Origin of the sequence: Pseudomonas soli (assembly GCF_900110655.1) — a bacterium.
Lineage (GTDB): Bacteria > Pseudomonadota > Gammaproteobacteria > Pseudomonadales > Pseudomonadaceae > Aquipseudomonas > Aquipseudomonas soli.
In genome coordinates this window covers 330,303-355,329 of the sequence record NZ_FOEQ01000003.1, presented here as the reverse complement: position 1 = coordinate 355,329, position 25,027 = coordinate 330,303, and the positions used below count along the sequence as shown (strand labels likewise).

The following is a 25,027-nucleotide window of genomic DNA, read 5'->3' as shown; positions in this document are numbered from 1 at the left end:
GCGTTGCAAATCTGACGTCAAAAAGCCAGCAACCCCTTATCCGACCGCGCCACTCAGGCTAAACTCGCCAGTGCTTCCCCCGGCCTGCCTGAGCGCGCAATGAACCACCCCCACGAAATCCGCCCCGACCTGGAACAAGGCATCGACCGCAAGGAGCTGGCCAAGCTGCGCGCGCGCTTCCTGAAGATCAACCAGGGCCGCCTGGCACGGGCGATGGAAGGGTTATCCACACGCCAGCAGCAGGTCCTCACGCTGCTGCCGCTGTTCTTCCACGTCAATCATCCGCTGCTGCCAGGCTATGTTTCCGGCACCACCCCCGCAGGGGTCTCCGGTTTCGAGCCCGACGACGAGCTGCTCGCCGAAGCCCAGCGCCTGACCCGCTCGTTCACCTACAAGCCACGCCACGGCAAGCCGCCGCAGCCGATCCACGGCCTGTTCCTGATGGGCAGCCTCGGCACGCTGGCCCAGGCCGAGCAGAGCGACATGGACCTGTGGGTGTGCCATGCACCGGACCTGGACGAGCAGGCCGTGGCCGACCTGCGACGCAAGTGCCAGTTGCTCGAAACCTGGGCGGCCAGCCAGGGCGCCGAAGCACACTTCTTCCTGATCGAACCCCGGGGCTTCGTCCAGGGCGAGCGTGACAGCCAGCTCAGCTCCGACGACTGCGGCACCACCCAGCATTACCTGCTGCTCGACGAGTTCTACCGCACCGCCATCTGGCTGGCCGGGCGCACGCCACTGTGGTGGCTGGTGCCGGTCTACCAGGAGCACAACTACCGCGACTACACCCAGACCCTGCTGTCCAAGCGCTTCATCCGTGCCCAGGACGACCTCGACCTCGGCCACCTGGCGCATATCCCGTCGGGCGAGTTCGTCGGCGCCGGGCTGTGGCAGCTGTTCAAGGGCATCGACTCACCCTACAAGTCGCTGCTCAAGCTGCTGCTCACCGAGGCCTACGCCAGCGAACACCCGCAGGTGCGCTGCCTGAGCCTGGACTACAAGCAGGCCGTGTTCGCCAACCAGCTGGACCTGGATGAGCTCGACCCCTATGTGATGGTCTACCGCCGTATCGAGCGTTACCTGCTCCTGCGTGGCGAGCCGGCACGCCTGGAGCTGGTACGGCGCAGCCTGTATCTGAAGGTGAACAAGAAACTCGGCGACCTGGGTCGCAGCCGCAGCGGGGGCTGGCAGCGCCAATTGTTGGGGCGCCTGACCGAGGAATGGGGCTGGGACGAACGCCAACTGGCGCTGCTCGACAGCCGCAGCCAGTGGAAAGTACGCCAGGTGGCCGTCGAGCGCCGCGAACTGGTGGCCGAGCTGAACCACAGCTATCGCTTCCTGACCCAGTTTGCCCGCCAGCAGAACGCCAACAGCCGGGCCGACCAGCGTGACCTCAATGTGCTTGGCCGCCGCCTCTACGCCGCCTTCGAGCGCCGTGCCGGCAAGATCGAGGTGATCAACCCGGGCATCGCTCCGGACCTGGCCGAGGACACCCTCACCTTGGTGCAATCACCCAACCGCAAGGAACCGGGCACACACCACTGGGGGCTGTACAACGGCAATCTGGGCGTACACGAGTGGGAGCACTTCAGCCCGATCAAGCGCTGCCGCGAACTGCTCGAACTGCTCACCTGGGCCCACCGCAATGGCGTGATCGACAGCAGTACGCGCCTGGCCTTGCACCCGGGCGCCAGCGACCTGAGCGAGTTCGAGCTGTTCAACCTTATCGGCAGCCTGCAGCAGAGCATCCCCCTGCCTCTGGAGACAGTCAGCGAGGTGCGCCTGCTGCAGCCGAGCGTGGCCGACGAGATCCTGCTGCTGGTGAATGTCGGCGTCGACCCGCTGCGCCATCACCGCGACCTGAACATCCTGATGACCACCGAGCGCACCGACTCGCTCAGCTACGCCGGGGTGCGCGAGAACCTGGTACTGACCCTCGACCAGATCACCCTCAACAGCTGGAACGAGGTGCTGGTCCAGCGCTACGACGGCGAGCATGCGCTGGTGCGCTGCCTGCGCGACTTCCTTAACAGCCTGGGCCAGCGCAGCCATCGCCCGCGGGTGCGGGTGCGCTGCTATTGCCACAACCGCGCCCAAGCCATCAGCCAGCGGGTCGAGGAGATTTTCGACACCGTGCAACTGCTGCTCGACCAAGGCCTGAATCACCGTTATTTGCTACAGGTGGCCCAGCACACCCACATCCTCGACTTGCAGCCCGGGCAGGTCACCTTGGCCAGCCTAGCCGACCACGACGCCGTGCTGGCGGCGCTCGGCGAGGAGCGCAGCAGCTACAGCCCATTGCACCTGGACACCCACGCCCTGCAGGACCACGACCTGCCACTGGTCCTGGCCCAGGGCCAACCCGGCTGCATCCAGGTGTTCTACCGTCTGCTCGAAGGCTGGGCCGACCTGTACGTGCTCGACGAGCACAACGCGCTCTGGCAGCAGCGGCTGCCGCAACAGGACGAGCCGCACCTGCTGCTGCCATTGCAGCGCTTCCTGCAAGCGATGGTAATGCGCCGCGATGCCCTGCTGCCCTTGGACAGCCTGCAACAAGCATCGCTGGACATCCTCTACTACCAGTTGCTGCCATCCGGTCCAGGCAAGGCGCGCAGCCTGGAACCCAGGCCGGCACCCGCGGACAGCCAGAACCAGGCCTGTTTCGAGGTCCAGGCGATCCTCCAGGCCGGCACGGGCGATGAGGTGCACGTCACCCTTTACTGCGACCAGCAGGAGTTTTCCGAACTGGAGCATGGCGACCAGCTGTATGCCGTGGTCGCGCGACAGATCCTGCGCCAGCGTCGCGGCAGCGGCAGTTACCGCTGCTACATCACCGACCTCGACCTGTCCGAACTGCTGGAGGACGAGCAAGGGTCCACCAGCCTCTGCCTACGCTACAAACGCGAACTGGAACAGGCACTCAACGATGGGCTGCAACAGCTGCAGGCGCGGCTGGAGCCCTGATCAACTCAGAGATCGAAGTCCCCTGCCGCTTCCGGCTGGTACTCGACTGCCAGCAGCTCGAGCTTGAGCGTCTTGCCGCCCGGCGCCGGCCAGTCGATCTGGTCACCCACCGACAGGCCCAGCAATGCGCAGCCGATCGGCGCAAGGATCGAGACGTTGCCTTCAGGACCCGCGTCCTTCGGATACACCAGGGTCAGGTGGTAATCCTTGCCACTGGCGATCTCGCGGCAGTGCACGCGAGAGTTCATGGTCACCACGCCGGCCGGGACTTCCTCGTGACCCACCACTTTCTCGGCGCGGTCCAGCTCGTCCTGCAGGGCGAGCATACCCGGGGTGCTTTCATCGAGGCTGTCGAGCAGGCGCTCGAGACGCTGCACGTCCAGTCGGGTGAGGATGAGGGAAGGCTTGGTGCTCATGATCCAGTCAGACTCCTTTGAACAGGCAATTTACTAAAGGCAGATAAAGCAAAACCCCGCCCAAGGGCGGGGTTTGTGAAATGCTTGGCGTCACCGACGCAGACCCTGACACTACCACAGCGGGGCAAATACTCAAGCCCACACCGCCGTTGTGGCTATGCCTGGCCCCCCGCTTTCAGGGCCAGCGCCTCGCGGCAGATCTGCCGGCGCCGCTCGTCATCGGCCGCACGCCACTCGCGGATATGCTCGACGTGGCGGTGGCAACCGGTGCACACCTTGCGCTCATCCAGCCGACATATGCTGATACAAGGTGACGGCACCGCCGGACTTACATTGCTGTAGAGCGGCTTGGGGGGCCTGGGCTGTTCGCTCATTTCAAATCTCGTCGAAGTCCAGCTTCTCGCCGGCCCGCTCCCAGACGATGCGCTCGAGCATCTCGCCGAGCAGCTCTTCGCTCTTCTCACACACCCACTTGCCGCTCTCTTGGTCATAGTCGAAGTGGAAACCACCGGACTTGTCCGCCAGCCACAGTTGGCGCAGCGGCTCCTGGCGGCTGAAGATCAGCTGGCTGCCATTGTCGAACTTGATGGTCAGGACGCCGGCGGAATTTTCCATGTCCAGGTCCATGCCGCTTTCATCGAACAGGTCTTCCAGGGCCTGTTGGGTCGCGTCGACCAGGTCGTGGAAACGCGCTTCGCTCAAACTCATTGCAGGGACCTCGAAAAATGGCTGTACACACGCAAGCCGGGCACGATAAGGGCGAAAGCTTCAAGCTACAAGCTAATAGCTGCAAGAAAAAGCCGCATGTCCTTCGGTCGCCTACGCCCGCCGAGCGGGGGCACCCCTTGCATAGGCAATCAGGTGGTCGCTCGGTATACTCGGCCGCAATACTGCATATTTCCAAGGATTTCACCCATGAAACGCCTGATTTCCTCCCTCGCGGCAGTGGTCGCGGTTGCTTGCCTGGTTTCGGCCTGCGGTCAGAAAGGCCCCCTGTACCTGCCGGAAGACGGCAAGGACGGCAAAGGCCCGCGCAAGTCGCACCAGCATGCCAAGCCTGTCCAGCCTCAGCCAGTGCTGGAGCAGCAGCAAGAGCAGCCTGAAGAGTCGCCCGCGCAGTAAGGAAATCCCATGGATGCATTCAACTACCGCGGCGGCGAGCTGTTCGCGGAAGGGGTGGCCCTGTCGGCGATCGCCGAACGCTTCGGAACGCCCACCTACGTGTACTCGCGTGCCCATATCGAGGCGCAGTACCGCAGCTACACCGATGCCTTGCACGGGGTGGATCACCTGGTCTGCTTCGCGGTCAAGGCCAACTCCAACCTGGGCGTGCTGAACCTGCTGGCGCGCCTGGGCGCGGGCTTCGACATCGTCTCCGGCGGTGAACTGGAACGCGTGCTGGCCGCCGGCGGCCGCGCCGATCGCGTGGTGTTCTCCGGGGTCGGCAAGACCCGTGAAGACATGCGCCGCGCCCTGGAAGTGGGGGTGTACTGCTTCAACGTCGAGTCCACCGACGAGCTCGAGCGCCTGCAAATGGTGGCCGCCGAGATGGGCAAGGTCGCGCCGGTGTCGCTACGCGTGAACCCGGACGTCGACGCCGGCACCCACCCGTACATCTCCACGGGCCTCAAGGAAAACAAGTTCGGCATCGCCATAGCCGACGCCGAGGCCATCTACGTGCGCGCCGCGCAGTTGCCGAACCTCGACGTGGTCGGCGTCGACTGCCATATCGGCTCGCAGCTGACCACCGTCGAGCCGTTCCTCGATGCCCTCGACCGCCTGCTGGTGTTGGTCGACCGCCTGGCCGAGTGCGGCATCCACCTGCGTCACCTCGACCTGGGTGGCGGTGTCGGCGTGCGCTATCGCGACGAGCAGCCCCCGGAGCTGGCCGACTACATCAAGGCCATCCGCGAGCGCGTCGGCAGCCGCGACCTGGCCCTGGTGTTCGAGCCGGGCCGCTACATCGTCGCCAATGGCGGCGTGCTGCTGACCCGCGTGGAATACCTCAAGCACACCGAGCACAAAGACTTCGCCATCATCGACGCGGCCATGAACGACCTGATCCGCCCGGCCCTTTACCAGGCCTGGATGGACGTCAGCGCGGTCAAGCCCCGCGAAGGTCAAGGCCGGGCCTACGATCTGGTCGGCCCTATCTGCGAGACCGGCGACTTCCTGGGCAAGGACCGCGTGCTGGACCTGACCGAGGGCGACCTGCTGGCCGTGCGCTCCGCGGGCGCCTATGGTTTCGTCATGAGCTCCAACTACAACACCCGTGGCCGCTGCGCCGAAGTGCTGGTCGATGGCGACCAGGCCTTCGAAGTGCGTCGCCGCGAGACCGTCACCGAACTGTTCGCCGGCGAAAGCCTGCTGCCGGAGTGAACCCATGCTGCTGCGTTTTACCAAGATGCACGGGCTGGGCAACGACTTCATGGTCCTCGACCTGGTCAGCCAGCACGCACACATCCAACCCAAGCACGCCAAGCAATGGGGTGACCGCAACACCGGCATCGGCTTCGACCAGCTGCTGATCGTCGAGGCGCCGAACAACCCGGATGTCGACTTCCGCTACCGTATCTTCAACGCCGACGGCTCCGAGGTCGAACAGTGCGGCAACGGCGCGCGCTGCTTCGCCCGTTTCGTCCTGGACAAGCGCCTGACCGCGAAGAAGCGCATTCGCGTCGAGACCAAGGGCGGCATCATCGTCCTCGATGTGCGCAACGACGGGCAGATCTGCGTCGACATGGGCCCACCGCGCTTCACGCCGGCCGAGGTCCCGTTCATCGCCGATGAGCAGGCGACCAGCTATGCACTCGAAATCGACGGACAGGTGCACCAGATCGCCGCGGTGTCCATGGGCAACCCGCATTCGGTGCTGCGCGTGGACGATGTGCGCAGCGCGCCGGTCCATGAGCTGGGCCCGAAGATCGAGCATCACCCGCGCTTCCCGCAGCGGGTCAATGCCGGCTTCATCCAGGTAGTCGACCGCCACCGCGCCAACCTGCGCGTATGGGAGCGTGGCGCGGGCGAGACCCAGGCATGCGGCACAGGCGCCTGCGCCGCCGCCGTGGCGGCGATCAGCCAAGGCTGGATGGACTCACCGGTAACCATCGACCTGCCGGGCGGGCGCCTGAGCATCGAGTGGGCCGGCCCCGGCAAACCGGTGCTGATGACCGGCCCCGCCGTTCGTGTGTTCGAAGGACAAGTTCGTCTCTAAGCGAGTATCCGCCATGACCGACCAGCCCAAAGTTGCACCCTCGCCAGCCAGTGAGCTCGATGCCGGAGCGGTGGTCGCCTATCTGCGCGCCCACCCGACCTTCTTCGCCGAGCATGACGAGCTGCTGGTCGAACAGCGCATTCCTCACCAGCGCGGCGACAGCGTGTCGCTGGTGGAGCGCCAGCTCAAGCTGCTGCGCGACCGCAACATCGAGATGCGCCATCGCCTTTCCCAGCTGATGGACGTGGCGCGCGACAACGACCGGCTGTTTGACAAGACCCGCCGGCTGATCCTCGACCTGCTCGACGCCAGCACCCTGGAAGAGGTGGTGATGGCGGTCGAGGACAGCCTGCGCCAGGAGTTCCAGGTACCCTTCGTCAGCCTGATCCTGTTCGGCGAGAACGCGGCGCCCGTGGGACGCTGGGTTTCCGGGGCCGAGGCGCAACAGGCCATCGGCGGCCTGATCGGCGGCGGCAAGACCATCAGCGGCAGCCTGCGCGAGCACGAGCTGGCGTTCCTGTTCGGCAACGATCAGCACAAGGAAGTCGGCTCCAGCGCCGTGGCCACCCTGGAGTACCAGGGCCTGCATGGCGTGCTGGCAATCGGCAGCCGCGACCCGCAGCACTACAAAAGCAGCGTCGGCACCCTGTTCCTCAGCTACATCGCCGAAGTGCTCGGCCGTGTGGTGCCGCGCTTCACCCAGACACTGCGCTCGGTGCGCTGATGGAACGCCAGCTGGAGGCTTATTGCGCACACCTGCGCAATGAGCGCCAGGTATCCGAGCACACCCTGCTGGCCTACCGCCGTGACCTCGAGAAGGTCATCGAATTCTGTAACGCCCAGGGCATCACCGGCTGGGCGGCCCTGCAGGTCCAGCAACTGCGTCAGCTCGTTGCCCGCCAGCACCATCACGGCCAGTCCTCGCGCAGCCTGGCGCGCCTGCTCTCGGCGGTGCGCGGGCTGTACCGCTACCTCAACCGCGAAGGCCATTGCCAGCACGACCCGGCCAATGGCCTGGCGCCACCCAAGGGTGAGCGGCGACTGCCCAAGGTGCTGGACACCGACCGCGCCCTGCAGTTGCTCGATGGCGGCGTCGACGACGAATTCATTGCCCGCCGTGACCAGGCGATCCTTGAACTGTTCTACTCGTCCGGCCTGCGCCTGTCGGAGCTGACCGGGCTCGACCTCGAACACCTGGACCTGGCCGCAGGGCTGGTCCAGGTGCAAGGCAAGGGCGGCAAGAGCCGCGTGTTGCCGGTCGGGCGCAAGGCCGGCGAGGCGATGCAGGCGTGGCTCAAGCTGCGCGGCATCGCCGGCCCGCGAGACTCTGCGGTGTTCATCAGCCGCCAGGGCAAGCGCCTCGGCCCCCGGGCCATCCAGCTGCGAGTCAAGGCCGCAGGCGAGCGCGAGCTCGGCCAGCACCTGCACCCGCACATGCTTCGGCATTCCTTCGCCAGCCACCTGCTGGAATCGTCCCAGGACCTGCGTGCGGTGCAGGAGATGCTCGGCCACGCCGACATCAGCACCACGCAGATCTACACCCACCTGGACTTCCAGCACCTGGCCGCGGTGTACGACAGCGCCCACCCTCGGGCCAAACGCAGCAAGGACACGGACTCATGAGCATCAAGCTGATCACCTTCGACCTGGACGACACCCTCTGGGATACCGCACCGGTCATCGCCAGCGCCGAAGTCGTCCTGCGCGACTGGCTCGAAGCCAACGCGCCGATTCTCGGTAGCGTGCCGGTCGAGCACCTGTTCGCCATCCGCGAGCGCCTGGTACAGGCCGAGCCGGGCCTCAAGCACCGCATAAGCGCCCTGCGCCGGCGGGTGCTGTTCCATGCCCTGGAAGAGGTCGGCTACAGCGAGAAACACGCCCAGGAACTGGCCAACGAAGGTTTCGAGGTGTTCCTGCATGCGCGGCACCAAGTGGAGGTGTTCCCAGAGGTGCAGCCGGTGCTGGAGATCCTGCGCCATCACTACACCCTCGGCGTGGTCACCAACGGCAATGCCGACGTGCGCAGGCTCGGCCTGGCGGACTACTTCCGCTTCGCCCTGTGCGCCGAGGACCTGGGTATCGGCAAGCCGGACCCGGCACCGTTCCTCGAAGCGCTGAAGCGCGGCGAGGTGGACGCAGGGGCGGCGGTGCACGTCGGCGACCATCCGGGCGATGACATCGCCGGCGCCCAGCGCGCCGGGCTGCGGGCGGTGTGGTTCAACCCGCAGCACAAGCCCTGGAGCGGCGAACAGGCGCCGGATGCGGAGATTCAGCGGCTGTCGCAGTTGCCCGACGTGCTGTCGCGCTGGCGCTGACTTACAGACGGCGCCCACAAAAAAGCCCGCAGCGACGGCGGGCTTCTTTGCGTTCAGCCACTCAGATAGGGCGGCTGCCGTACTTGTTGTCCGGCTTCTTGGGCGGATCGGCGACCACGTTGGCCTCCACTTCCTGCACCTTGCCGCCGCGCGAAAGGAACTCTTCCATCGCCTTGGCCAGCGCGTCGCGCTCTTTCTGCTTGGCTTCCATGCTCGGCATCTCGTCTACCGAGACAGCCGCCTTGGACTTGCCCTTGGCAGCGGGTGCCGGGCTGCTGTCGTCATCGCCGGCATCTTCCGCGCCATCGTCGGCCGCAGCTTCCAGGCCATCATCAGCCTCGTCTTCGTCGCCTACTTCGAGGTCATCATTTTCCAGATCGTCGTCGCTCATGTTCTACCTCATGACTTGCGAAAAGCAGGTTAGTTATAGACCGGTGCAGCCGTAGACCGGCAGCCACCAGTGAAAATTCAACTGGCCGTGGATTGGCCACTGCCCTGGGTGTCCACCCCCTCATGGGGGGCCTGGCACCCTGCAGGCCTTGCTCCTGGCAAGGCCCGACAAAATTTTTTGAACCCTTGCTGGCCACAGGCTATTGGCAAGCCTAGCAAAGGGTAGCGAAGTGTGTGGACTACTCGTCCGGCCCCTTCGGCGCGCATTCTAGCGCGCTCGCAGAAAAAGCAAAGCACCAGAAACGCCCAATGACTTGTAAGTTTTCTACCTACGTCGCGATCAGGACAGAGAAACCGTTTGCCCGGCGCGAATCGGCAAACTACAGGCAAAAAAATGCCCGGCGAACCGGGCAAGTTTTCCAGCGTGGCGGTTACAGGTTGTAGCCGCGCTCGTTGTGCTGAGCCAGGTCGAGGCCGACCGACTCTTCTTCTTCGCTGACCCGCAGCCCCATGACCAGGTCCAGGACCTTGAGGATCACGTAGGTGACGATGGCGGTGTAGACCACGGTGAAGATCACACCCTTGGCCTGGATCCAGAACTGCGCGGCGATGTCGGTTACCGCACCGAAGCCGCCCAGGGCAGGCGCCGCGAACACACCGGTGAGCAGGGCGCCGATGATCCCGCCGATACCGTGCACGCCGAAGGCGTCGAGGGAGTCGTCATAGCCCAGCTTGCGCTTGAGGCTGGTGGCGCAGAAGTAGCAGACCACGCCAGACACCAGGCCGATCACCAGGGCGCCCATCGGGCCGACGGTACCCGCGGCCGGGGTGATGGCGACCAGGCCGGCGACCACGCCCGAGGCGATGCCCAGTGCGCTTGGCTTGCCGTGGAAGATCCACTCGGCGAACATCCAGCCCAGGGCGGCGGCGGCGGTGGCGATCTGGGTCACCAGCATGGCCATCCCGGCAGTGCCGTTGGCCGCGGCGGCGGAACCGGCGTTGAAGCCGAACCAGCCGATCCACAGCATGGCCGCGCCCATCAGGGTGTAGCCCAGGTTGTGCGGGGCCATCGGCGTGGTCGGGTAGCCCTTGCGCTTGCCCAGCACCAGGCAGCAGACCAGGCCGGCGATACCGGCGTTGATGTGCACCACGGTGCCGCCGGCGAAGTCCAGCACGCCCCAGTCCCACATCAGCGCACCGTCACCGCTCCAGACCATGTGCGCGATCGGCGCATAGACCAAGGTGAACCAGACGCCCATGAAGATCAGCATCGCCGAGAACTTCATGCGTTCTGCGAATGCTCCGACGATCAGTGCCGGTGTGATGATGGCGAAAGTCATCTGGAAGGTGATGAACACGGCCTCAGGGAACAACGCGGTGGCCGAGGTCAGGCCCGACGGCGTGACGCCGCTGAGGAAGGCCTTGGAGAAGCCGCCGATGAAGGAATTGAAGTTGAGCACGCCCTTTTCCATACCGGTGGTATCGAAAGCCAGGCTGTAGCCATAGATGACCCAGAGGATGCTGATCAGGCCGGTGATGGCGAAGCACTGCATCATCACCGACAGCACGTTCTTCGAACGCACCATGCCGCCGTAGAACAGCGCCAGGCCCGGAATAGTCATGAACAGGACCAGTGCCGTCGAGGTGAGCATCCAGGCGGTGTCGCCGGAGTTCAGCACGGGGGCGGCAGTTTCCTCTGCCAGGGCCAGCCCTGGCATTACGAGGGACAATAGGGCTCCTAGCCCTGCGATCTTACGCAGAGTCATGTTGTTTTCTCCTGGGGCGTTGGGTTTGGTGAGGCTTTGCTTGGCGCTTAGATCGCGTCGGTATCGGTTTCGCCGGTACGGATGCGGATCGCCTGCTCCAGATTGACCACGAAGATCTTGCCGTCGCCGATCTTGCCGGTGTTAGCTGCCTTGGTGATGGCTTCAATTACCCGATCGAGGTCCTTGTCGTCGATGGCGACATCGATCTTCACCTTGGGCAGGAAATCGACCACGTATTCAGCACCGCGATACAGCTCGGTGTGACCCTTCTGCCGGCCGAAACCTTTGACCTCGGTCACGGTGATGCCCTGCACGCCGATTTCCGACAGCGACTCGCGCACGTCGTCCAGCTTGAACGGCTTGATGATGGCAGTGACTAGCTTCATGAAACTCTCTCCCGATTTGATGGACTTGCCCCAGGAAAACAAACCCGTCTCAAGTCTAAGCGCAGCGCCTGGCTTTGTAACGCGTCGTCGGCTCCATTCTCCCCGCCGACACACGATCCGCCTGTGACGAAGGACCTTGCGGCTCCGCCTGCGCACTGCCTGGTCACAAGGGACTGCATCAGTGCATGGCTCCCTCGGGTCTTTGCAGAAACCTTGCCAGTTCGAACAACGATCGGGAAAACAGGGAGTTGCGCGAATCGGTAGGGATTGGCCAGTTGCCAGCAGCGACAAAGTGCACAAAATCGGTGCGCGACTTTTGGCCGCCCTGCGCGAAAAGCGTGCAGGGCAAGCGGGCAAAAGCCCCGTGCTACACTGCTGCCCTTTCAGTGATCAGCGGATACCAGACATGCTCGCGCCCAAAGCCTTCCTCGATGCCCTGAGCGACCAGGCCTCGCGCCTGTTCAGCGGCGACACCGCCGCGCCCCGCGCCGAACTGGAAAGCCAGTTCAAGGTGCTGATGCAGGGTGCCTTCAGCAAGCTCGACCTGGTCAGCCGCGAGGAGTTCGACAGCCAGATGGTGGTACTGGCCCGCACCCGCGCGCGCCTCGAAGCCCTCGAGCAGCAATTCGCCGAGCTGGAAGCCAGGATGGCGCCGTCCCCCAAGGAATAACGATCGATACACGGAGTGTTTGCCATGAAAGTCAGTGCCCGCAATGTATTCGAAGGTACCGTCAGCGCCGTCCAGCCTGGCGCGGTGAATGCCGAGGTCGAGCTGACCCTCGGCGGCGGCGAGAAACTGGTGGCGGTGGTCACCATGGCCAGCCTGCACAACCTCAACATCAACGTCGGCAAGCAGGCCGTGGCGCTGGTCAAGGCACCGTGGGTGGTGCTGATGACCGATGCCGCTGGCTACAGGCTGTCGGCGCGCAACAGCCTCGAAGGCGAAGTGCTGCGGGTCGGCGACGGCGCGGTGAATGCCGAGGTGGTGCTGAAGCTGTCCGGCGGCACCGAGGTGTATGCCATCGTCACCCGTGAAGCGGTGCAGGAACTTGGCCTGAAGCCGGGTGTGAAGGCCACCGCGCTGATCAAGGCCTCGCACATCATCCTGGGCGCCAAGCCCTGATCGAATGCCCCTTCTACCTTGCCCAGGTAGAAGCGGGATTACCTCGCGATGCTAATCGCGCGGCACACTGGATTAATTCCCCTCTCAGCAGATGAAACTTGTTTAAGTTACGTCTTCCCGGTTGACTTCCCCGCTATGCTTTGCATAAAGTTCACCCGCCCCGAAAAGCGGGCCTTTATTTCAACTCACGAAGAATTCAATGGACACAGTATCTAGTCGCTGTCTGGCAGCCGTTGGCCGCCAGGCACTTGAACCGGAACTCCGGGCCCGCCCCTAGGTCGGGCAAGCCGCGCCAGAGCCTGATGCTCCGCCGTAGCTTGCCGCCCCGGGTGCCCGCCCGGTCGGAGGCAAGCTCATGAACCTCGATATAGCTACCCCTCGCCTGCGCGCCTTTGCGCACAAGGCCCCGTACCGTACTGTTCGCGGCTGGGGCTTGTCCTCACCCCTGAAACCGCCCAGTCGATAGCGCGCCCGTTACCGCCTGCAGTGACGCGCGCGATGCTGTCCGTTCGCTGAACTGACGCCATTTAAATCGTCAGAAACTTCCGAACTTTAAGTAATTAAAGTTCATTGGATTTCTATTGCCCGCCACTTAACAAATGGAATTAACCGACCATGGAATCAGCCAGTAGAAAGTTCGCTGCCGATCTTATTTCCGGCATTCGCCAGCGAACACGTAAACGTCGGAAAAACCACGTTTTTCATTGTTTGAATCATTGCGACACGGGACACGTTCACTCACCTTCCCCACCGTGAGTCAACTGTGTGTCGTGCCGCCTCCTGCGGCAGGAGCACAGCCAAATGACCGTAAAAGACCGCAACACCCGCAGCAAAGCCGGCGAAGACACCCGCCTGTCCATGCGCGCCGCCCGCGAGGCACGCAACGGCCTGGCCGTGACCCTGGCCAACCTCGATGCCAGCGAACTGGGCCTGACCGAGCACGAAGCCGCCAAGCGCCTGCAGCGCGACGGCGCCAACCAAGTCGCCCATGACAAGCCGCAACCGGCCCTGGTGCAATTGCTCAAGGCCTTGCACAACCCCTTCATCTACGTGCTGCTCACCCTCGCCGGCATCAGCTTCGTCACCGACTACTGGCTGCCGGTACGCGCAGGCGACATGGAAGAAGCGGACCTGACCAAGGTCATCATCATCATGGCCATGGTCAGCCTCAGCAGCCTGCTGCGCTTCTGGCAGGAGTACCGTTCGGGCAAGGCCGCTGACGCCCTCAAGGCCATGGTCCGCACCACCGCCACCGTGCTGCGCCGCGAGCGCCACGACCAGCCGGCGCACCTGCGCGAAGTGCCGATGAACGAGCTGGTGGCCGGCGATATCGTGCAATTGGCGGCCGGCGACATGATCCCCGCCGATATCCGCCTGATCGAGTCCCGCGACCTGTTCATCAGCCAGGCGGTACTGACCGGCGAGGCGCTGCCGGTGGAGAAGTACGACACCCTCGGCAACGTCGCGCAGAAGTCCGCCGGAGGCAGCGCCAGCGATGAAAGCGGCCTGCTCGACCTGCCCAACATCGGCTTCATGGGCACCAACGTGGTGAGCGGCCGCGCCCGCGCGGTGGTGGTGGCCACCGGCAAGCGCACCTACTTCGGTTCGCTGGCCAAGGCCATCGTCGGCTCGCGCAGCCAGACCGCCTTCGACCGTGGCGTGAACAGCGTCAGTCGCCTGTTGATCCGCTTCATGCTGGTGATGGTGCCGGTGGTGTTCATGCTCAACGGCGTGGTCAAGGGTGACTGGAGCGATGCCTTCCTGTTCGCCCTGGCCGTTGCGGTGGGCCTGACCCCGGAGATGCTGCCGATGATCGTCAGCGCCAACCTGGCCAAAGGCGCCGTGGCCATGGCCCGGCGCAAGGTGGTAGTCAAGCGCCTGAACGCCATCCAGAACTTCGGGTCGATGGATGTCCTGTGCACCGACAAGACCGGTACCTTGACCCAGGACCGCATCATCCTCGAACACCACGTCGACCCCAGCGGCCACAAGGACGCGCGGCTGTTGGAGCTGGCCTGGCTCAACAGCCACCACCAGAGCGGCGTGAAAAACCTGATGGACCAGGCCGTGCTGCGCTTTGCCGGCGAAAACCAGGGCTTCCAACCGCCCTATGCCTACGCCAAGGTCGACGAACTGCCCTTCGACTTCATCCGCCGTCGCCTGTCGGTGATCGTCAAGGATGCCCTGGGCGATCACCTGCTGGTGAGCAAGGGCGCCGTCGAGGAAATGCTGGCTATCGCCACCCATGTGGAAGAAGGCGGCCAGCGGGTCACTCTGGATGCCGGGCGACGCCAGCAACTGCTGGCCACCGCCAGCAGCTACAACCAGGAGGGTTTCCGCGTGCTGCTGGTCGGCACCCGGGACATCCCAGCTGCCGACGGCAAGCCTCAGTACCACACCGATGACGAACGCGAGCTGGTGATCCGTGGTTTTCTGACCTTCCTCGACCCGCCCAAGGAAACCGCCGGCCCGGCCATCGCCGCCCTGCGTGAAATGGGCGTGAAGGTGAAGGTGCTGACCGGCGACAACCCTGTGGTCACCTGCAAGGTCTGCCGCGAAGTGGGCCTGGAGCCCGGCCAACCACTGCTCGGTCAGGACATCGAACGCCTGGACGACACCCAGCTCAAGGCCCTGGTCGAAGAGCGCACGGTGTTCGCCAAGCTCACTCCGCTGCAGAAGTCGCGGGTACTCAAGGCACTGCAAGCCAATGGCCACACCGTGGGCTTCCTCGGTGACGGCATCAACGACGCCCCGGCGTTGCGCGATGCCGACGTGGGCATCTCAGTGGACAGCGGCACCGACATCGCCAGGGAATCGGCCGACATCATCCTCCTGGAAAAGAGCCTGCTGGTGCTGGAGGAAGGCGTGCTCAAGGGCCGCGAAACCTTCGGCAACATCATGAAGTACCTGTGCATGACCGCCAGTTCGAACTTCGGCAACGTGTTCTCGGTGCTGGTGGCCAGCGCGTTCATCCCGTTCATGCCAATGCTGGCGATCCACCTGCTGCTGCAGAACCTGATGTACGACTTTTCCCAACTGTCGCTGCCGTGGGATCGCATGGACAAGGAATTCCTGGCCGAGCCACGCAAGTGGGATGCGCGCAACATCGGTCGCTTCATGCTGTGGATCGGCCCAACCTCGTCGATTTTCGACATCACCACCTTTGCCCTGATGTGGTACGTGTTCGCCGCCAACAGCGTGGAAATGCAGGCGTTGTTCCAGTCCGGCTGGTTCATCGAGGGGTTGCTGTCGCAGACCTTGGTGGTGCACATGCTGCGCACGCGCAAGGTGCCGTTCTTCCAGAGTACCGCGGCGCTGCCGGTGATCCTGGCCACCGGCCTGGTGATGTGCCTGGGCATCTACATCCCGTTCTCGCCACTGGGGGCGATGGTCGGGCTGGTGCCGCTGCCGTGGGAATACTTCCCATGGCTGGCCGCTACCCTGCTCGGCTACTGCCTGGTGGCCCAGGGCATGAAGACCCTGTACATCCGCCGCTTCGGCCAGTGGTTCTGAGGGGGTGGGCATGCGCGTACTGATCTGCGCGGGGCGCAACTACGCCGACAACCAACGCTGCCGCCAGGCGCTGGACGCCCTCCAGCGCCAGCAACCAATCCAGGTGCTGATCCACGGCGGCAGCCAGCATCTGGGCGGCGAAATCGAAGGCTGGGCCCGCGAACAGGGCGCCGACATAGTGCGCTACCCGCCCAATTGGCAACTCCACGGCAAGTTGGCCGAGCGCCTGCGCAACCTCTTTATGTTGCGCGACAGTCGGCCCGACCTGGTGCTGGCGCTGCCGGGCGGTGATGATACCGAGGAGTTGCTGGCGCGGGCGCGGGGTTCGGGGATTCCGGTGATCTGCGCCAGGCAGCCACGCACGACGGGCGCCCACAGACTTGGGGGGCAGGCCGGACAAAATTCGACGCACTCTTCTCGTCCACTTGCACAAGAGCACCACTAAGCTTTGCCAGGCCGCAGGACGCGGCCATCACCTGCAAACACGGAGTGTCAATGTCCCTCGCCCTCGTCCACAGCCGCGCCCAGGTCGGGGTGCAGGCTCCGGCTGTCAGCGTCGAAACCCACCTGGCCAACGGCCTGCCCACGCTCACGCTGGTCGGTCTGCCAGAAACCGCGGTCAAGGAGAGCAAGGATCGAGTCCGCAGCGCCATCGTCAACTCTGGCCTGGACTATCCGGCACGGCGCATCACCCAGAGCCTCGCCCCAGCCGACCTGCCCAAGGACGGTGGCCGCTACGACTTGGCCATCGCGCTGGGTATCCTGGCCGCCAATGGCCAGGTACCGGTTGCCGCCCTCGACGGCATTGAATGCCTGGGGGAACTGGCGCTGTCGGGTACGCTGCGCCCGGTGCAGGGTGTACTGCCTGCGGCATTGGCGGCGCGAGACGCGGGTCGGGCGCTGGTAGTACCCAGGGAGAATGCCGAGGAAGCCAGCCTGGCCAACGGCCTGGTGGTGTACGCGGTGGGGAGTCTGCGAGAACTGGCAGCCCACCTGAATGCTCAACCGGCAATGTCACCCTACGTGGCGAAAGGCCTGTTACTGGAGCAACGCCCCTACCCGGACCTCAGCGAAGTTCAAGGCCAGATCGCTGCCAAGCGGGCGCTGTTGGTCGCCGCAGCTGGTGCCCACAACCTGCTGCTCTCCGGCCCGCCGGGCACCGGCAAGACCCTGCTCGCCAGCCGCCTGCCCGGGCTGCTGCCGCCGCTGGACGAGCGCGAGGCGCTGGAGGTGGCGGCGATCCGCTCGGTCAGTGGCCAAGCACCGCTCGATTGCTGGCCACAGCGGCCGTTTCGCCATCCCCACCACTCGGCCTCCGGCCCGGCGCTGGTGGGTGGTGGCAGCCGACCGCAACCCGGCGAGATCACCCTGGCGCACCATGGCGTGCTGTTCCTCGATGAGCTGCCCGAATTTGAACGACGTGTGCTGGAGGTGCTGCGCGAGCCGCTGGAGTCTGGCGAGATCGTGGTAGCTCGGGCCAAGGACCGGGTACGCTTCCCGGCGCGCTTTCAACTGGTGGCAGCCATGAACCCGTGTCCTTGCGGCTATCTGGGTGACCCGACCGGCCGTTGCCGGTGCAGCAGCGAGCAGATCCAGCGCTACCGCAACAAGTTGTCCGGCCCCCTGCTCGACCGCATCGACCTGCACCTGACAGTGGCCCGGGAAAGTACCGTGCTGACCCACCAGCCCAGCGGGGAGACCAGCGCCAGTGTTGGCCAGCGGGTGGCCGAGGCACGGGAGCTGCAACAGCGCCGGCAGGGCTGCGCCAATGCCTTCCTCGATCTCAAGGGGCTGCGCCGGCATTGCCCGCTGGAGCCGGTCGACCAGGCCTGGCTGGAGCAGGCCTGCGAACGGCTGACGCTGTCGTTACGGGCAGCACACCGGCTGTTGAAGGTGGCCCGCACCCTGGCGGACCTGGAGTGCGCGCAATCCATTGCCAGGTCGCACCTGGCGGAGGCGCTGCAGTACCGGCCCAGCGCCTGATCTATTACGGCGGCTTCCGCGCAATCACCCGCTGCATCATGGCTGAGCTCCTTCGACAGACCCAGTCAATCGATCTCATAGCGGAAATATATTTTGCGCACTAAATATTTGCGCGCAATATCACCTCAAGCAGTAAGCAGTCGCCAACCCCACTCAGCAGAACCCGGAGAACGATCATGACCCTTCGCAAAGCCTTCGCCGTCACCGTCACCACCCTGGCCCTCGGCACCAGCGTCAGCAGCTTCGCCAGCGAAGCCACCTCGTACCACTATGGCATGGACCTGGACATCGCCAAGGTCGTCAGCGTCGATGCCCCCACCAGCACCCAAGGTCAGACCAGCACCGCCACCTTGACCTACCGCGACAGCAGCGGCCAGCTGCGCGCCGTGAGTTACGTGCAACCCACCGTCCTTGCCAATCAGAACTGAGCCGCGGCTCGCCCACCAAAGGAGCTAGAACATGAAACTGTCCCACACCCTGACCGCCGGCCTGCTGGCCCTTGCCGTGAACAGCGCCTTCGCCGCCGGCAGCCCCGGTGTCGAACACACCACCCAGGGTTTCCTCGACGCCCTGGCCGCCGGTGGCGGCAAGCCGCTGGAGACCCTGGCGCCCAAGGATGCCCGTGCGGTGCTCAGCGGAGCCCAAGCCGGCGTAAAGGTCAATGTGTCGGAGATACGCGTCGAACGCCGGACCATCCAGGCCGGTGGCCAGCCACTGGAGATCCGTGTGGTTCGGCCCGCAGGGGCCAAGGGCGAATTGCCGGTATTCATGTTCTTCCACGGTGGCGGTTGGGTGCTGGGTGACTACCCTACCCACGAACGCCTGATCCGTGACCTTGTGGTGGGCTCCGGTGCTGCGGCAGTGTATGTCGACTATACGCCGTCCCCCGAAGCGAAGTTCCCCACCGCGATCAACCAGGCTTACGCGGCCACCCGCTGGGTTGCCGAGCATGGCAAGGAGATCGGCGTGGACGGTAGCCGCCTGGCGGTTGCCGGCAACAGCGTCGGCGGCAACATGGCCGCGGTGGTGGCACTGAAGGCCAAGGAGGCCGGCACGCCGAAGCTGCGCTTCCAGGCACTGCTGTGGCCGGTGACCGACGCCAACTTCAACAATGCGTCCTACAACCAGTTCGCCGAAGGACACTTCCTGACCCGCAACATGATGCAGTGGTTCTGGAACAGCTATATCACCGACCCGCGCCAGCGCGACGACATCCACGCCTCGCCGCTGCGCGCCAGCGTGGAGCAATTGAAGGGCCTGCCGCCGGCCCTGGTGCAAACCGCCGAAATGGACGTGCTGCGCGACGAAGGCGAAGCCTATGCCCGGAAACTGGACGCCGCCGGAGTGCCGGTGACCGCCGTGCGATACAACGGCATGATCCATGACTATGGCCTGCTCAATGTACTGAGCAGCGTGCCTAGTGTGCGCAGTGCCATGGACCAGGCGGCACAGGCCTTGAAAACCCATCTGCAATAACGGGTCGATCGCCTCCGCGGGGCAAGCCCGCTCCCACGCAGACATCACACCTGTGGGCGCGCTTGTCCCGCGACTGATTCAGCAAAGGTCCGACATTCAGAACGCTGCTTCCTGTAACCCCAGGATTGTCCTGTATCCCTTGTCCGCCGAAAATGCCCGCCTCTTTCATCGATGGCATAAGCTGTTGCATCAAGCGCTGCCGCATGCAGTTCAAGGAGTCCGAGCGATGCCACACGAAGGCAGCCTTCTACAAACCGCCGTCATTTTCCTCCTCGCCGCCGTGGTCGCCGTGCCACTGGCCAAGCGCCTGCAACTGGGCGCCGTGCTCGGCTACCTGTTGGCCGGCGTGGCCATCGGCCCGCAGGCCCTGGGACTGATCCGTGACACCGAGAGCGTCGCGCACATCTCCGAGCTGGGTGTGGTGTTGCTGCTGTTCATCATCGGCCTGGAGCTTTCACCACGACGCTTGTGGCTGATGCGCAAATCGGTGTTCGGCGTCGGCACCGCTCAGGTCGTGCTGACCGGCGCGGTACTTGGCGCCATCGCCCTGTTCGGCTTCAGCCAGAGCCTGCCGGCGGCCATCGTGCTCGGCCTGGGTTTGGCGCTGTCATCCACCGCACTGGGCCTGCAGAGCCTGGCCGAGAGCAAGCAGCTCAATGCGCCCCACGGTCGGCTGGCCTTCGCCATCCTGCTGTTCCAGGACATTGCCGCAATCCCGTTGATCGCCCTGGTGCCGCTGCTGGCCGCCAGCGGCCCCGACACCAGCCACGGCGACAGCATCGAACATGGCCTGAAGGTGTTCGCCAGCATCGCCATCGTCATCGTCGGCGGCCGCTATCTGCTGCGTCCGTTGTTCCGTATCGTCGCCCGCACCGGTTTGCCGGAAGTCTCCACAGCCACCGCGCTTCTGGTGGTAATCGGCACCGCTTGGCTGATGGAGGAAGCCGGCGTGTCCATGGCTCTGGGCGCCTTCCTCGCCGGCCTGCTGCTGGCCGACTCCGAATACCGCCATGAGCTGGAGTCGCAGATCGAGCCGTTCAAAGGCCTGCTGCTGGGCCTGTTCTTCATCAGCGTCGGCATGGGCGCCAACCTGCGCCTGCTGCTGGAAATGCCGCTGGTGTTGCTGGGCCTGACCCTGTTGTTGATCGGCGTGAAGCTGGCGTTGCTGATAGGCGTCGGCCGCCTGGCCGGTGGCCTGAACAGCGCCAGCGCCCTGCGCCTGGGCATGGTACTGGCCGCCGGCGGCGAGTTCGCCTTCGTGGTGTTCAAGCTGGGCAAGGACCAGGGCCTGCTCGACACCCAGACCTACGACCTGCTGTTGATGACCATCACCCTGTCGATGGCGCTAACGCCACTGCTGATGCTCGGCTGCGCCCGCGCCCTGAAGCGCCCGCAGGCGGCCCGCGAGGTGCCCGAGCAGTACAAGGCCATCGACGCGGGCACCCCGCGCGTGGTGATCGCCGGCATGGGCCGCATGGGCCAGATCGTCGCGCGCATCCTGCGGGCGCAGAAGATCCCGTTCATTGCCTTGGAGACCTCGGTCGACGCCATCGAAATGACTCGCATGTTCGAACAGGTGCCAGTGTTCTATGGCGACCCGCTGCGCCCCGAAGTGCTGCACGCGGCCAAGGTTGGCGAGGCGGAGTATTTCATCATCACCATTGATGATCCCGAGGTGGCCATTCACACCGCGGAGCGGGCCAAGCGCCTGTATCCGCACCTGAAAGTGATCGCCCGGGCACGCAACCGCCAGCACGTGCACAAGCTGATTGACGTGGGTGCCGACCCGATTCGCGAGACGTTCTATTCCAGCCTGGAGATGAGCCGGCGCGCGTTGATCGGGCTGGGGCTCACCGAAGCGCAGGCGACAGACCGCATCGCCCGGTTCACCGAGCATGATGAGCAGGTCCTGGAGGCCCAGGGGCAGGTACGCGACGACCGGGCCAAGGTGATGCAGACGGCCAAGGAGGCGCGGGTGGAGCTGGAGCGGTTGTTCGCCTCGGATGATGTCTGATGAAGCCGGCTAGGGCCCGTTGTGGGCCCGCTGCATCGGATCGAGATGGTGCGCTACAGATGTGTGTAAGCTTGACGGCGAGGGGCTGTGTAGCAGCCCCAGTCAGTAATCACGCCGCCGCAGGTTCAAATGCATCTTTGCGCCGTGTCAGCAGCACCAACCCCGCCGCTCCCGCTGCCATCAGCAACGGCAACGCGTGCCCGCTGATCCACTGGCTCCCCGCCCCGGCCAGCAACGGCCCGAGCAGGCAACCGATACCCCACAGCTGCGCCACGTGAGCATTGGCCCGCACCAGTTCGTCATCCCGATAGCGCTCGCCGATCAGCACCAGTGACAATGTGAACAAGCCGCCCGCGCTGGCACCGAACAGGACCCACAGCGGCCAGATCGCCGGGTTATGCAGCAGCACTGGAATCACCAGGCTTGAGACCAGCAAGGTCAGTGCACAGCCGCTGAACAGCGTTCGCCGTGACATGCGATCGGCCAAGGCGCCAATCGGTAATTGCAGCACCGCATCACCCACCACCACAGTGCTGACCATGAACAACGCCACCTCCGTGGTGAACCCTTGCTGCAGGCAGTAGACCGGCAGTAGCGTCAGGATCATCGCCTCGAATGCCGCAAACAGCGCGATCGCCCAGGCGATCACCGGCAGACGCCGACAAAAGCCGAACAGATCGGCGAAGGTCACGCTGCACGCCTCAGTGGTCGGTGCACCGCCGCGCCCCAGCAGAATCAGCGGTGCAACCAGCAACAAGCCGCTCGCCGCCCAGAAGCCGAAATCATCGTCAGAGCCCAGAAAACCTAGAACCAACGGGCCGGCCAACTGGCTAAGTGCATAGCTGCTGCCATACAGCGCTACCAACCGGCCACGCCACTGTTCGACCACCAACTGGTTGATCCAGCTCTCACCAAGGATGAACACCACCGTCAGCGACATACCGATCATCAAGCGCAGTACCAGCCACAGGGCATAACTGGGCAGCAGCGCCACCAGGCTGATCGACAGCGCCCCACCCCACAGGCACAGACGCATGGCCATGGGTACGCCGACCCAACCGGCAAGGCGGCTGGCCAGGCTGGCACCGACCAGCACACCTAGGGCCGGCATCGCCGCCATCACGCCGATGGCGAATCCACCGTAGCCCCAACCCTCCAGGCGCAGGGACACCAGCGGCATACTCACGCCGAGCGCAAGCCCGACACTGAGCACCGACGCCAGGACGGCAAAGTAGGTTCCCCAACGCATAGCGGCCTCCGGGTAAGAATTCTGGCAAAAAGCATCGCGGGGCAAGCCCGCTCCCACTACTCATGTGGGAGCGGGCTTGCCCCGCGAAAAAAGGCGCTACCCGATTACAGCTTGATCCAGGTCGCCTTCAGCTCGGTGTACTTATCCAGCGCGTGCAGCGACTTGTCACGGCCGTTGCCCGACTGCTTGAAGCCACCGAACGGCGCGGTCATGTCGCCACCGTCGTACTGGTTGACCCAGACACTGCCGGCGCGCACGGCGCGGGCGGTCTTGTGCGCCTTGGAAATGTCCGAGGTCCAGATGCCCGCCGCCAGGCCGTATGGCGTGTCGTTGGCGATGGCCACGGCCTCTTCGGCGGTGTCGAAGGTGATCACCGACAGTACCGGGCCGAAGATCTCTTCCTTGGCGATCTTCATCGCATTGGTCACGCCGTCGAAGATAGTCGGCTCGACGTAGGTGCCACCGGTCTCTTCGAGGATGCGCTTGCCACCAGCCAGCAGCTTGGCGCCATCCTGGTGACCGGCCTCGATGTAGGACAGCACGGTGTTCATCTGCTGGGTGTCGACCAGGGCACCGACGGTGGTTGCCGGGTCCAGCGGGTTGCCCGGTTTCCAGGCCTTGAGGGCCTCGACCACCATGGGCAGGAACTTGTCCTTGATCGAGCGCTCGACCAACAGGCGCGAACCTGCGGTGCAGACTTCGCCCTGGTTGAAAGCGATGGCGCTGGCGGCGGCCTCAGCGGCGGCCTGCAGGTCAGGGGCGTCGGCGAAGACGATGTTCGGGCTCTTGCCACCGGCTTCCAGCCACACGCGCTTCATGTTCGACTCACCGGCATAGACCATCAGCTGCTTGGCGATCTTGGTCGAACCGGTGAACACCAGGGTGTCGACGTCCATGTGCAGGGCCAGGGCCTTGCCCACGGTGTGTCCGTAGCCTGGCAGCACGTTCAGCACGCCAGCCGGAATACCGGCCTCGATGGCCAGCTGGGCGATGCGGATTGCGGTCAGCGGCGATTTTTCGGACGGTTTGAGCACGATGGAGTTGCCGGTGGCCAGGGCTGGGCCCAGCTTCCAGCACGCCATCAGCAGCGGGAAGTTCCACGGCACGATGGCACCGACCACACCCACGGGCTCGCGGGTCACCAGGCCCAGTTGGTCGTGCGGGGTCGGGGCGACTTCGTCGTAGACTTTGTCGATGGCTTCGGCAGTCCAGTGGATGGCCTGCGCCGCGCCCGGAATGTCGATGGTGGAGGAGTCACCGATCGGCTTGCCCATGTCGAGGGTTTCGAGCAGGGCCAGTTCCTCGACGTTCTTGCGCAGCAAGTCGGCGAAGCGGATCAGCTTGGCCTTGCGCTTGGCCGGGGCCAGGCGCGACCAAGCGCCGGATTCGAACACGGCGCGGGCGTTGTCGACAGCGCGGTTGGCGTCGGCCAGGTCGCAGCTGGCGACCTTGGCCAGGAAGCGTCCGTCCACCGGGCTCAGGCAGTCGAAGGTTTCACCGGATGCGGCATCGGTGTATTCGCCGTTGATGAAGGCGCGGCCTTCGATCTTCAGTTGCTGGGCACGCTGTTCCCAGTCCGCACGAGTCAGGGTGGTCATAGGAAACTCCTCTCTTGTTAAGGTGCAACGCCGCACTGAGGACTCACGGGCGCTGTCAGAAATTCTGGCCGGGTGACGACGCACACGGGCACCTGCCACCCTAAACCAGGGCGGGGAAACTATCAATATATTTGACACCAACGGCTCAAATGCCTACTGATGTTCATTTTATTAAACAACGACAGGGTAACCACCATGAGTATCACCAGCATCGTCGACTTTGCCCAAGTTCTGACCGAAGCCGAACGCTACCGTCCGGCAGCGGAGAAAATCCTCAAGGGCGAGCCTGACCAGGCTGTCTACAACCACTACACCAGCCCGTGCGGGCAGTTCGCTGCGGGCGTCTGGGAAGGCGAGGTGGGCCAGTGGACGGTGAACTACACCGAGCACGAGTACTGCGAGATCGTCCAGGGTGTGTCGGTGCTGCGCGACCAGGACGGCGGCGCCAAGACCTTGCGTGCCGGCGATCGCTTTGTGATCCCCGCAGGCTTCAAGGGCACCTGGGAAGTGCTGGAGCCGTGCCGCAAGATCTATGTGATGTTCGAGCAGAAATGAACCCAATCGCGGGGCCCGGCTTCATGCAGGCCCCGCGATGACTTTGCTGGAGACATAAAAAAACC

At 64.5% G+C, this 25,027-nt stretch carries 24 protein-coding genes; 16 read left to right on the top strand and 8 right to left on the bottom strand.

What is annotated here, in order from left to right; genetic code table 11:
* Positions 1-99: 99 nt before the first annotated feature.
* Entirely contained in the window at positions 100-2,964 is a 2,865-nt protein-coding gene (locus BMY03_RS09640; protein WP_094010915.1) for a class I adenylate cyclase, read from the top strand.
* A gap of 5 nt (positions 2,965-2,969) precedes the next feature.
* Here the strand turns inward: BMY03_RS09640 and rnk are convergent, their stop codons facing one another.
* The 3 genes from rnk to cyaY all read right to left on the bottom strand — a co-directional run bounded on the left by rnk (position 2,970) and on the right by cyaY (position 4,088).
* Positions 2,970-3,380: a nucleoside diphosphate kinase regulator gene (gene rnk, locus BMY03_RS09635; protein ID WP_023630905.1), complete on the bottom strand. Its 411-nt coding sequence runs from the start codon at positions 3,378-3,380 to the stop codon at positions 2,970-2,972.
* Positions 3,381-3,535: 155 nt separating this feature from the next.
* Positions 3,536-3,754: a DUF1289 domain-containing protein gene (locus tag BMY03_RS09630; protein ID WP_081941300.1), complete on the bottom strand. Its 219-nt coding sequence runs from the start codon at positions 3,752-3,754 to the stop codon at positions 3,536-3,538.
* A 1-nt stretch (position 3,755) separates the two neighbouring features.
* Positions 3,756-4,088, bottom strand: a complete 333-nt coding sequence (gene cyaY / locus BMY03_RS09625; protein WP_023630903.1) for an iron donor protein CyaY — start codon at positions 4,086-4,088, stop codon at positions 3,756-3,758.
* A 207-nt stretch (positions 4,089-4,295) separates the two neighbouring features.
* On the opposite strand from cyaY, the gene lptM reads away from it, so the two are divergent.
* From lptM to BMY03_RS09595, 6 genes are read left to right on the top strand one after another with little or no spacing between them, the layout of a single operon-like run.
* Positions 4,296-4,502 carry an LPS translocon maturation chaperone LptM gene (gene lptM / locus BMY03_RS09620; protein ID WP_052752569.1) on the top strand — a complete coding sequence of 69 codons (207 nt, stop codon included), beginning with the start codon at positions 4,296-4,298 and terminating at the stop codon, positions 4,500-4,502.
* A gap of 9 nt (positions 4,503-4,511) precedes the next feature.
* A complete protein-coding gene (lysA, locus tag BMY03_RS09615; protein ID WP_094010914.1) occupies positions 4,512-5,759 on the top strand; it encodes a diaminopimelate decarboxylase in 1,248 nt (415 codons plus the stop codon).
* Positions 5,760-5,763: 4 nt separating this feature from the next.
* Positions 5,764-6,594, top strand: a complete 831-nt coding sequence (gene dapF / locus BMY03_RS09610) for a diaminopimelate epimerase (protein ID WP_094010913.1) — start codon at positions 5,764-5,766, stop codon at positions 6,592-6,594.
* A gap of 13 nt (positions 6,595-6,607) precedes the next feature.
* A complete protein-coding gene (locus BMY03_RS09605) occupies positions 6,608-7,318 on the top strand; it encodes a DUF484 family protein (RefSeq protein WP_023632259.1) in 711 nt (236 codons plus the stop codon).
* Positions 7,318-8,217 carry a tyrosine recombinase XerC gene (gene xerC / locus BMY03_RS09600; protein ID WP_094010912.1) on the top strand — a complete coding sequence of 300 codons (900 nt, stop codon included), beginning with the start codon at positions 7,318-7,320 and terminating at the stop codon, positions 8,215-8,217. The genes BMY03_RS09605 and xerC overlap by 1 nt, the downstream gene beginning before the upstream one ends.
* Positions 8,214-8,909, top strand: a complete 696-nt coding sequence (locus BMY03_RS09595) for an HAD family hydrolase (RefSeq protein WP_038707049.1) — start codon at positions 8,214-8,216, stop codon at positions 8,907-8,909. The genes xerC and BMY03_RS09595 overlap by 4 nt, the downstream gene beginning before the upstream one ends.
* A gap of 61 nt (positions 8,910-8,970) precedes the next feature.
* On the opposite strand, the gene sutA is transcribed toward BMY03_RS09595, so the two are convergent.
* The 3 genes from sutA to glnK all read right to left on the bottom strand — a co-directional run bounded on the left by sutA (position 8,971) and on the right by glnK (position 11,451).
* Positions 8,971-9,300 carry a transcriptional regulator SutA gene (gene sutA, locus BMY03_RS09590; protein ID WP_023632536.1) on the bottom strand — a complete coding sequence of 110 codons (330 nt, stop codon included), beginning with the start codon at positions 9,298-9,300 and terminating at the stop codon, positions 8,971-8,973.
* A 430-nt stretch (positions 9,301-9,730) separates the two neighbouring features.
* Positions 9,731-11,065, bottom strand: a complete 1,335-nt coding sequence (locus tag BMY03_RS09585; RefSeq protein WP_038707050.1) for an ammonium transporter — start codon at positions 11,063-11,065, stop codon at positions 9,731-9,733.
* Between the two features lie 47 nt (positions 11,066-11,112).
* Complete coding sequence (gene glnK / locus BMY03_RS09580; protein ID WP_002555808.1) at positions 11,113-11,451, bottom strand: P-II family nitrogen regulator; 339 nt, start codon at positions 11,449-11,451, stop codon at positions 11,113-11,115.
* A 406-nt stretch (positions 11,452-11,857) separates the two neighbouring features.
* Here glnK and BMY03_RS09575 point away from each other — a divergent pair, with 406 nt between their 5' ends.
* The 8 genes from BMY03_RS09575 (at position 11,858) to BMY03_RS09540 (ending at position 21,560) form a co-directional block, all read left to right on the top strand.
* Positions 11,858-12,121: an accessory factor UbiK family protein gene (locus tag BMY03_RS09575; RefSeq protein ID WP_094010911.1), complete on the top strand. Its 264-nt coding sequence runs from the start codon at positions 11,858-11,860 to the stop codon at positions 12,119-12,121.
* 24 nt (positions 12,122-12,145) lie between these two features.
* The gene (locus BMY03_RS09570) at positions 12,146-12,574 is read left to right on the top strand and encodes a TOBE domain-containing protein (protein WP_031316465.1); all 429 of its coding nucleotides are present in this window, start codon (positions 12,146-12,148) and stop codon (positions 12,572-12,574) included.
* Positions 12,575-13,375: 801 nt separating this feature from the next.
* Positions 13,376-16,087, top strand: coding sequence for a magnesium-translocating P-type ATPase (mgtA, locus tag BMY03_RS09565; protein ID WP_094010910.1), 2,712 nt, complete (start codon positions 13,376-13,378; stop codon positions 16,085-16,087).
* 10 nt (positions 16,088-16,097) lie between these two features.
* Entirely contained in the window at positions 16,098-16,532 is a 435-nt protein-coding gene (locus BMY03_RS09560) for a DUF2493 domain-containing protein (RefSeq protein ID WP_081941301.1), read from the top strand.
* Positions 16,533-16,582: 50 nt separating this feature from the next.
* Positions 16,583-18,070 carry a YifB family Mg chelatase-like AAA ATPase gene (locus BMY03_RS09555; protein ID WP_094010909.1) on the top strand — a complete coding sequence of 496 codons (1,488 nt, stop codon included), beginning with the start codon at positions 16,583-16,585 and terminating at the stop codon, positions 18,068-18,070.
* A gap of 176 nt (positions 18,071-18,246) precedes the next feature.
* Positions 18,247-18,498 carry a DUF2790 domain-containing protein gene (locus BMY03_RS09550; protein WP_094010908.1) on the top strand — a complete coding sequence of 84 codons (252 nt, stop codon included), beginning with the start codon at positions 18,247-18,249 and terminating at the stop codon, positions 18,496-18,498.
* A 31-nt stretch (positions 18,499-18,529) separates the two neighbouring features.
* Positions 18,530-19,546 carry an alpha/beta hydrolase gene (locus BMY03_RS09545; RefSeq protein WP_094010907.1) on the top strand — a complete coding sequence of 339 codons (1,017 nt, stop codon included), beginning with the start codon at positions 18,530-18,532 and terminating at the stop codon, positions 19,544-19,546.
* Positions 19,547-19,772: 226 nt separating this feature from the next.
* Positions 19,773-21,560: a monovalent cation:proton antiporter-2 (CPA2) family protein gene (locus BMY03_RS09540; protein ID WP_094010906.1), complete on the top strand. Its 1,788-nt coding sequence runs from the start codon at positions 19,773-19,775 to the stop codon at positions 21,558-21,560.
* A 109-nt stretch (positions 21,561-21,669) separates the two neighbouring features.
* On the opposite strand, the gene BMY03_RS09535 is transcribed toward BMY03_RS09540, so the two are convergent.
* Together BMY03_RS09535 and BMY03_RS09530 are read right to left on the bottom strand one after the other, a co-directional pair.
* Entirely contained in the window at positions 21,670-22,809 is a 1,140-nt protein-coding gene (locus BMY03_RS09535; RefSeq protein ID WP_023629976.1) for an MFS transporter, read from the bottom strand.
* Between the two features lie 104 nt (positions 22,810-22,913).
* The gene (locus tag BMY03_RS09530) at positions 22,914-24,407 is read right to left on the bottom strand and encodes an aldehyde dehydrogenase (protein WP_023629975.1); all 1,494 of its coding nucleotides are present in this window, start codon (positions 24,405-24,407) and stop codon (positions 22,914-22,916) included.
* A gap of 195 nt (positions 24,408-24,602) precedes the next feature.
* Between BMY03_RS09530 and BMY03_RS09525 the strand changes: the two genes are divergently transcribed.
* Complete coding sequence (locus BMY03_RS09525; protein WP_094010905.1) at positions 24,603-24,962, top strand: cupin domain-containing protein; 360 nt, start codon at positions 24,603-24,605, stop codon at positions 24,960-24,962.
* The last annotated feature ends 65 nt before the right edge of the window (positions 24,963-25,027 follow it).

Excerpts from the sequence above, each read along its gene's own strand:
- BMY03_RS09640 (WP_094010915.1), top strand. The coding sequence starts at position 100 with ATGAACCACCCCCACGAAATCCGCCCCGACCTGGAACAAGGCATCGAC.
- rnk (WP_023630905.1), bottom strand. The coding sequence starts at position 3,380 with ATGAGCACCAAGCCTTCCCTCATCCTCACCCGACTGGACGTGCAGCGT.
- BMY03_RS09630 (WP_081941300.1), bottom strand. The coding sequence starts at position 3,754 with ATGAGCGAACAGCCCAGGCCCCCCAAGCCGCTCTACAGCAATGTAAGT.
- cyaY (WP_023630903.1), bottom strand. The coding sequence starts at position 4,088 with ATGAGTTTGAGCGAAGCGCGTTTCCACGACCTGGTCGACGCGACCCAA.
- lptM (WP_052752569.1), top strand. The coding sequence starts at position 4,296 with ATGAAACGCCTGATTTCCTCCCTCGCGGCAGTGGTCGCGGTTGCTTGC.
- lysA (WP_094010914.1), top strand. The coding sequence starts at position 4,512 with ATGGATGCATTCAACTACCGCGGCGGCGAGCTGTTCGCGGAAGGGGTG.
- dapF (WP_094010913.1), top strand. The coding sequence starts at position 5,764 with ATGCTGCTGCGTTTTACCAAGATGCACGGGCTGGGCAACGACTTCATG.
- BMY03_RS09605 (WP_023632259.1), top strand. The coding sequence starts at position 6,608 with ATGACCGACCAGCCCAAAGTTGCACCCTCGCCAGCCAGTGAGCTCGAT.
- xerC (WP_094010912.1), top strand. The coding sequence starts at position 7,318 with ATGGAACGCCAGCTGGAGGCTTATTGCGCACACCTGCGCAATGAGCGC.
- BMY03_RS09595 (WP_038707049.1), top strand. The coding sequence starts at position 8,214 with ATGAGCATCAAGCTGATCACCTTCGACCTGGACGACACCCTCTGGGAT.
- sutA (WP_023632536.1), bottom strand. The coding sequence starts at position 9,300 with ATGAGCGACGACGATCTGGAAAATGATGACCTCGAAGTAGGCGACGAA.
- BMY03_RS09585 (WP_038707050.1), bottom strand. The coding sequence starts at position 11,065 with ATGACTCTGCGTAAGATCGCAGGGCTAGGAGCCCTATTGTCCCTCGTA.
- glnK (WP_002555808.1), bottom strand. The coding sequence starts at position 11,451 with ATGAAGCTAGTCACTGCCATCATCAAGCCGTTCAAGCTGGACGACGTG.
- BMY03_RS09575 (WP_094010911.1), top strand. The coding sequence starts at position 11,858 with ATGCTCGCGCCCAAAGCCTTCCTCGATGCCCTGAGCGACCAGGCCTCG.
- BMY03_RS09570 (WP_031316465.1), top strand. The coding sequence starts at position 12,146 with ATGAAAGTCAGTGCCCGCAATGTATTCGAAGGTACCGTCAGCGCCGTC.
- mgtA (WP_094010910.1), top strand. The coding sequence starts at position 13,376 with ATGACCGTAAAAGACCGCAACACCCGCAGCAAAGCCGGCGAAGACACC.
- BMY03_RS09560 (WP_081941301.1), top strand. The coding sequence starts at position 16,098 with ATGCGCGTACTGATCTGCGCGGGGCGCAACTACGCCGACAACCAACGC.
- BMY03_RS09555 (WP_094010909.1), top strand. The coding sequence starts at position 16,583 with ATGTCCCTCGCCCTCGTCCACAGCCGCGCCCAGGTCGGGGTGCAGGCT.
- BMY03_RS09550 (WP_094010908.1), top strand. The coding sequence starts at position 18,247 with ATGACCCTTCGCAAAGCCTTCGCCGTCACCGTCACCACCCTGGCCCTC.
- BMY03_RS09545 (WP_094010907.1), top strand. The coding sequence starts at position 18,530 with ATGAAACTGTCCCACACCCTGACCGCCGGCCTGCTGGCCCTTGCCGTG.
- BMY03_RS09540 (WP_094010906.1), top strand. The coding sequence starts at position 19,773 with ATGCCACACGAAGGCAGCCTTCTACAAACCGCCGTCATTTTCCTCCTC.
- BMY03_RS09535 (WP_023629976.1), bottom strand. The coding sequence starts at position 22,809 with ATGCGTTGGGGAACCTACTTTGCCGTCCTGGCGTCGGTGCTCAGTGTC.
- BMY03_RS09530 (WP_023629975.1), bottom strand. The coding sequence starts at position 24,407 with ATGACCACCCTGACTCGTGCGGACTGGGAACAGCGTGCCCAGCAACTG.
- BMY03_RS09525 (WP_094010905.1), top strand. The coding sequence starts at position 24,603 with ATGAGTATCACCAGCATCGTCGACTTTGCCCAAGTTCTGACCGAAGCC.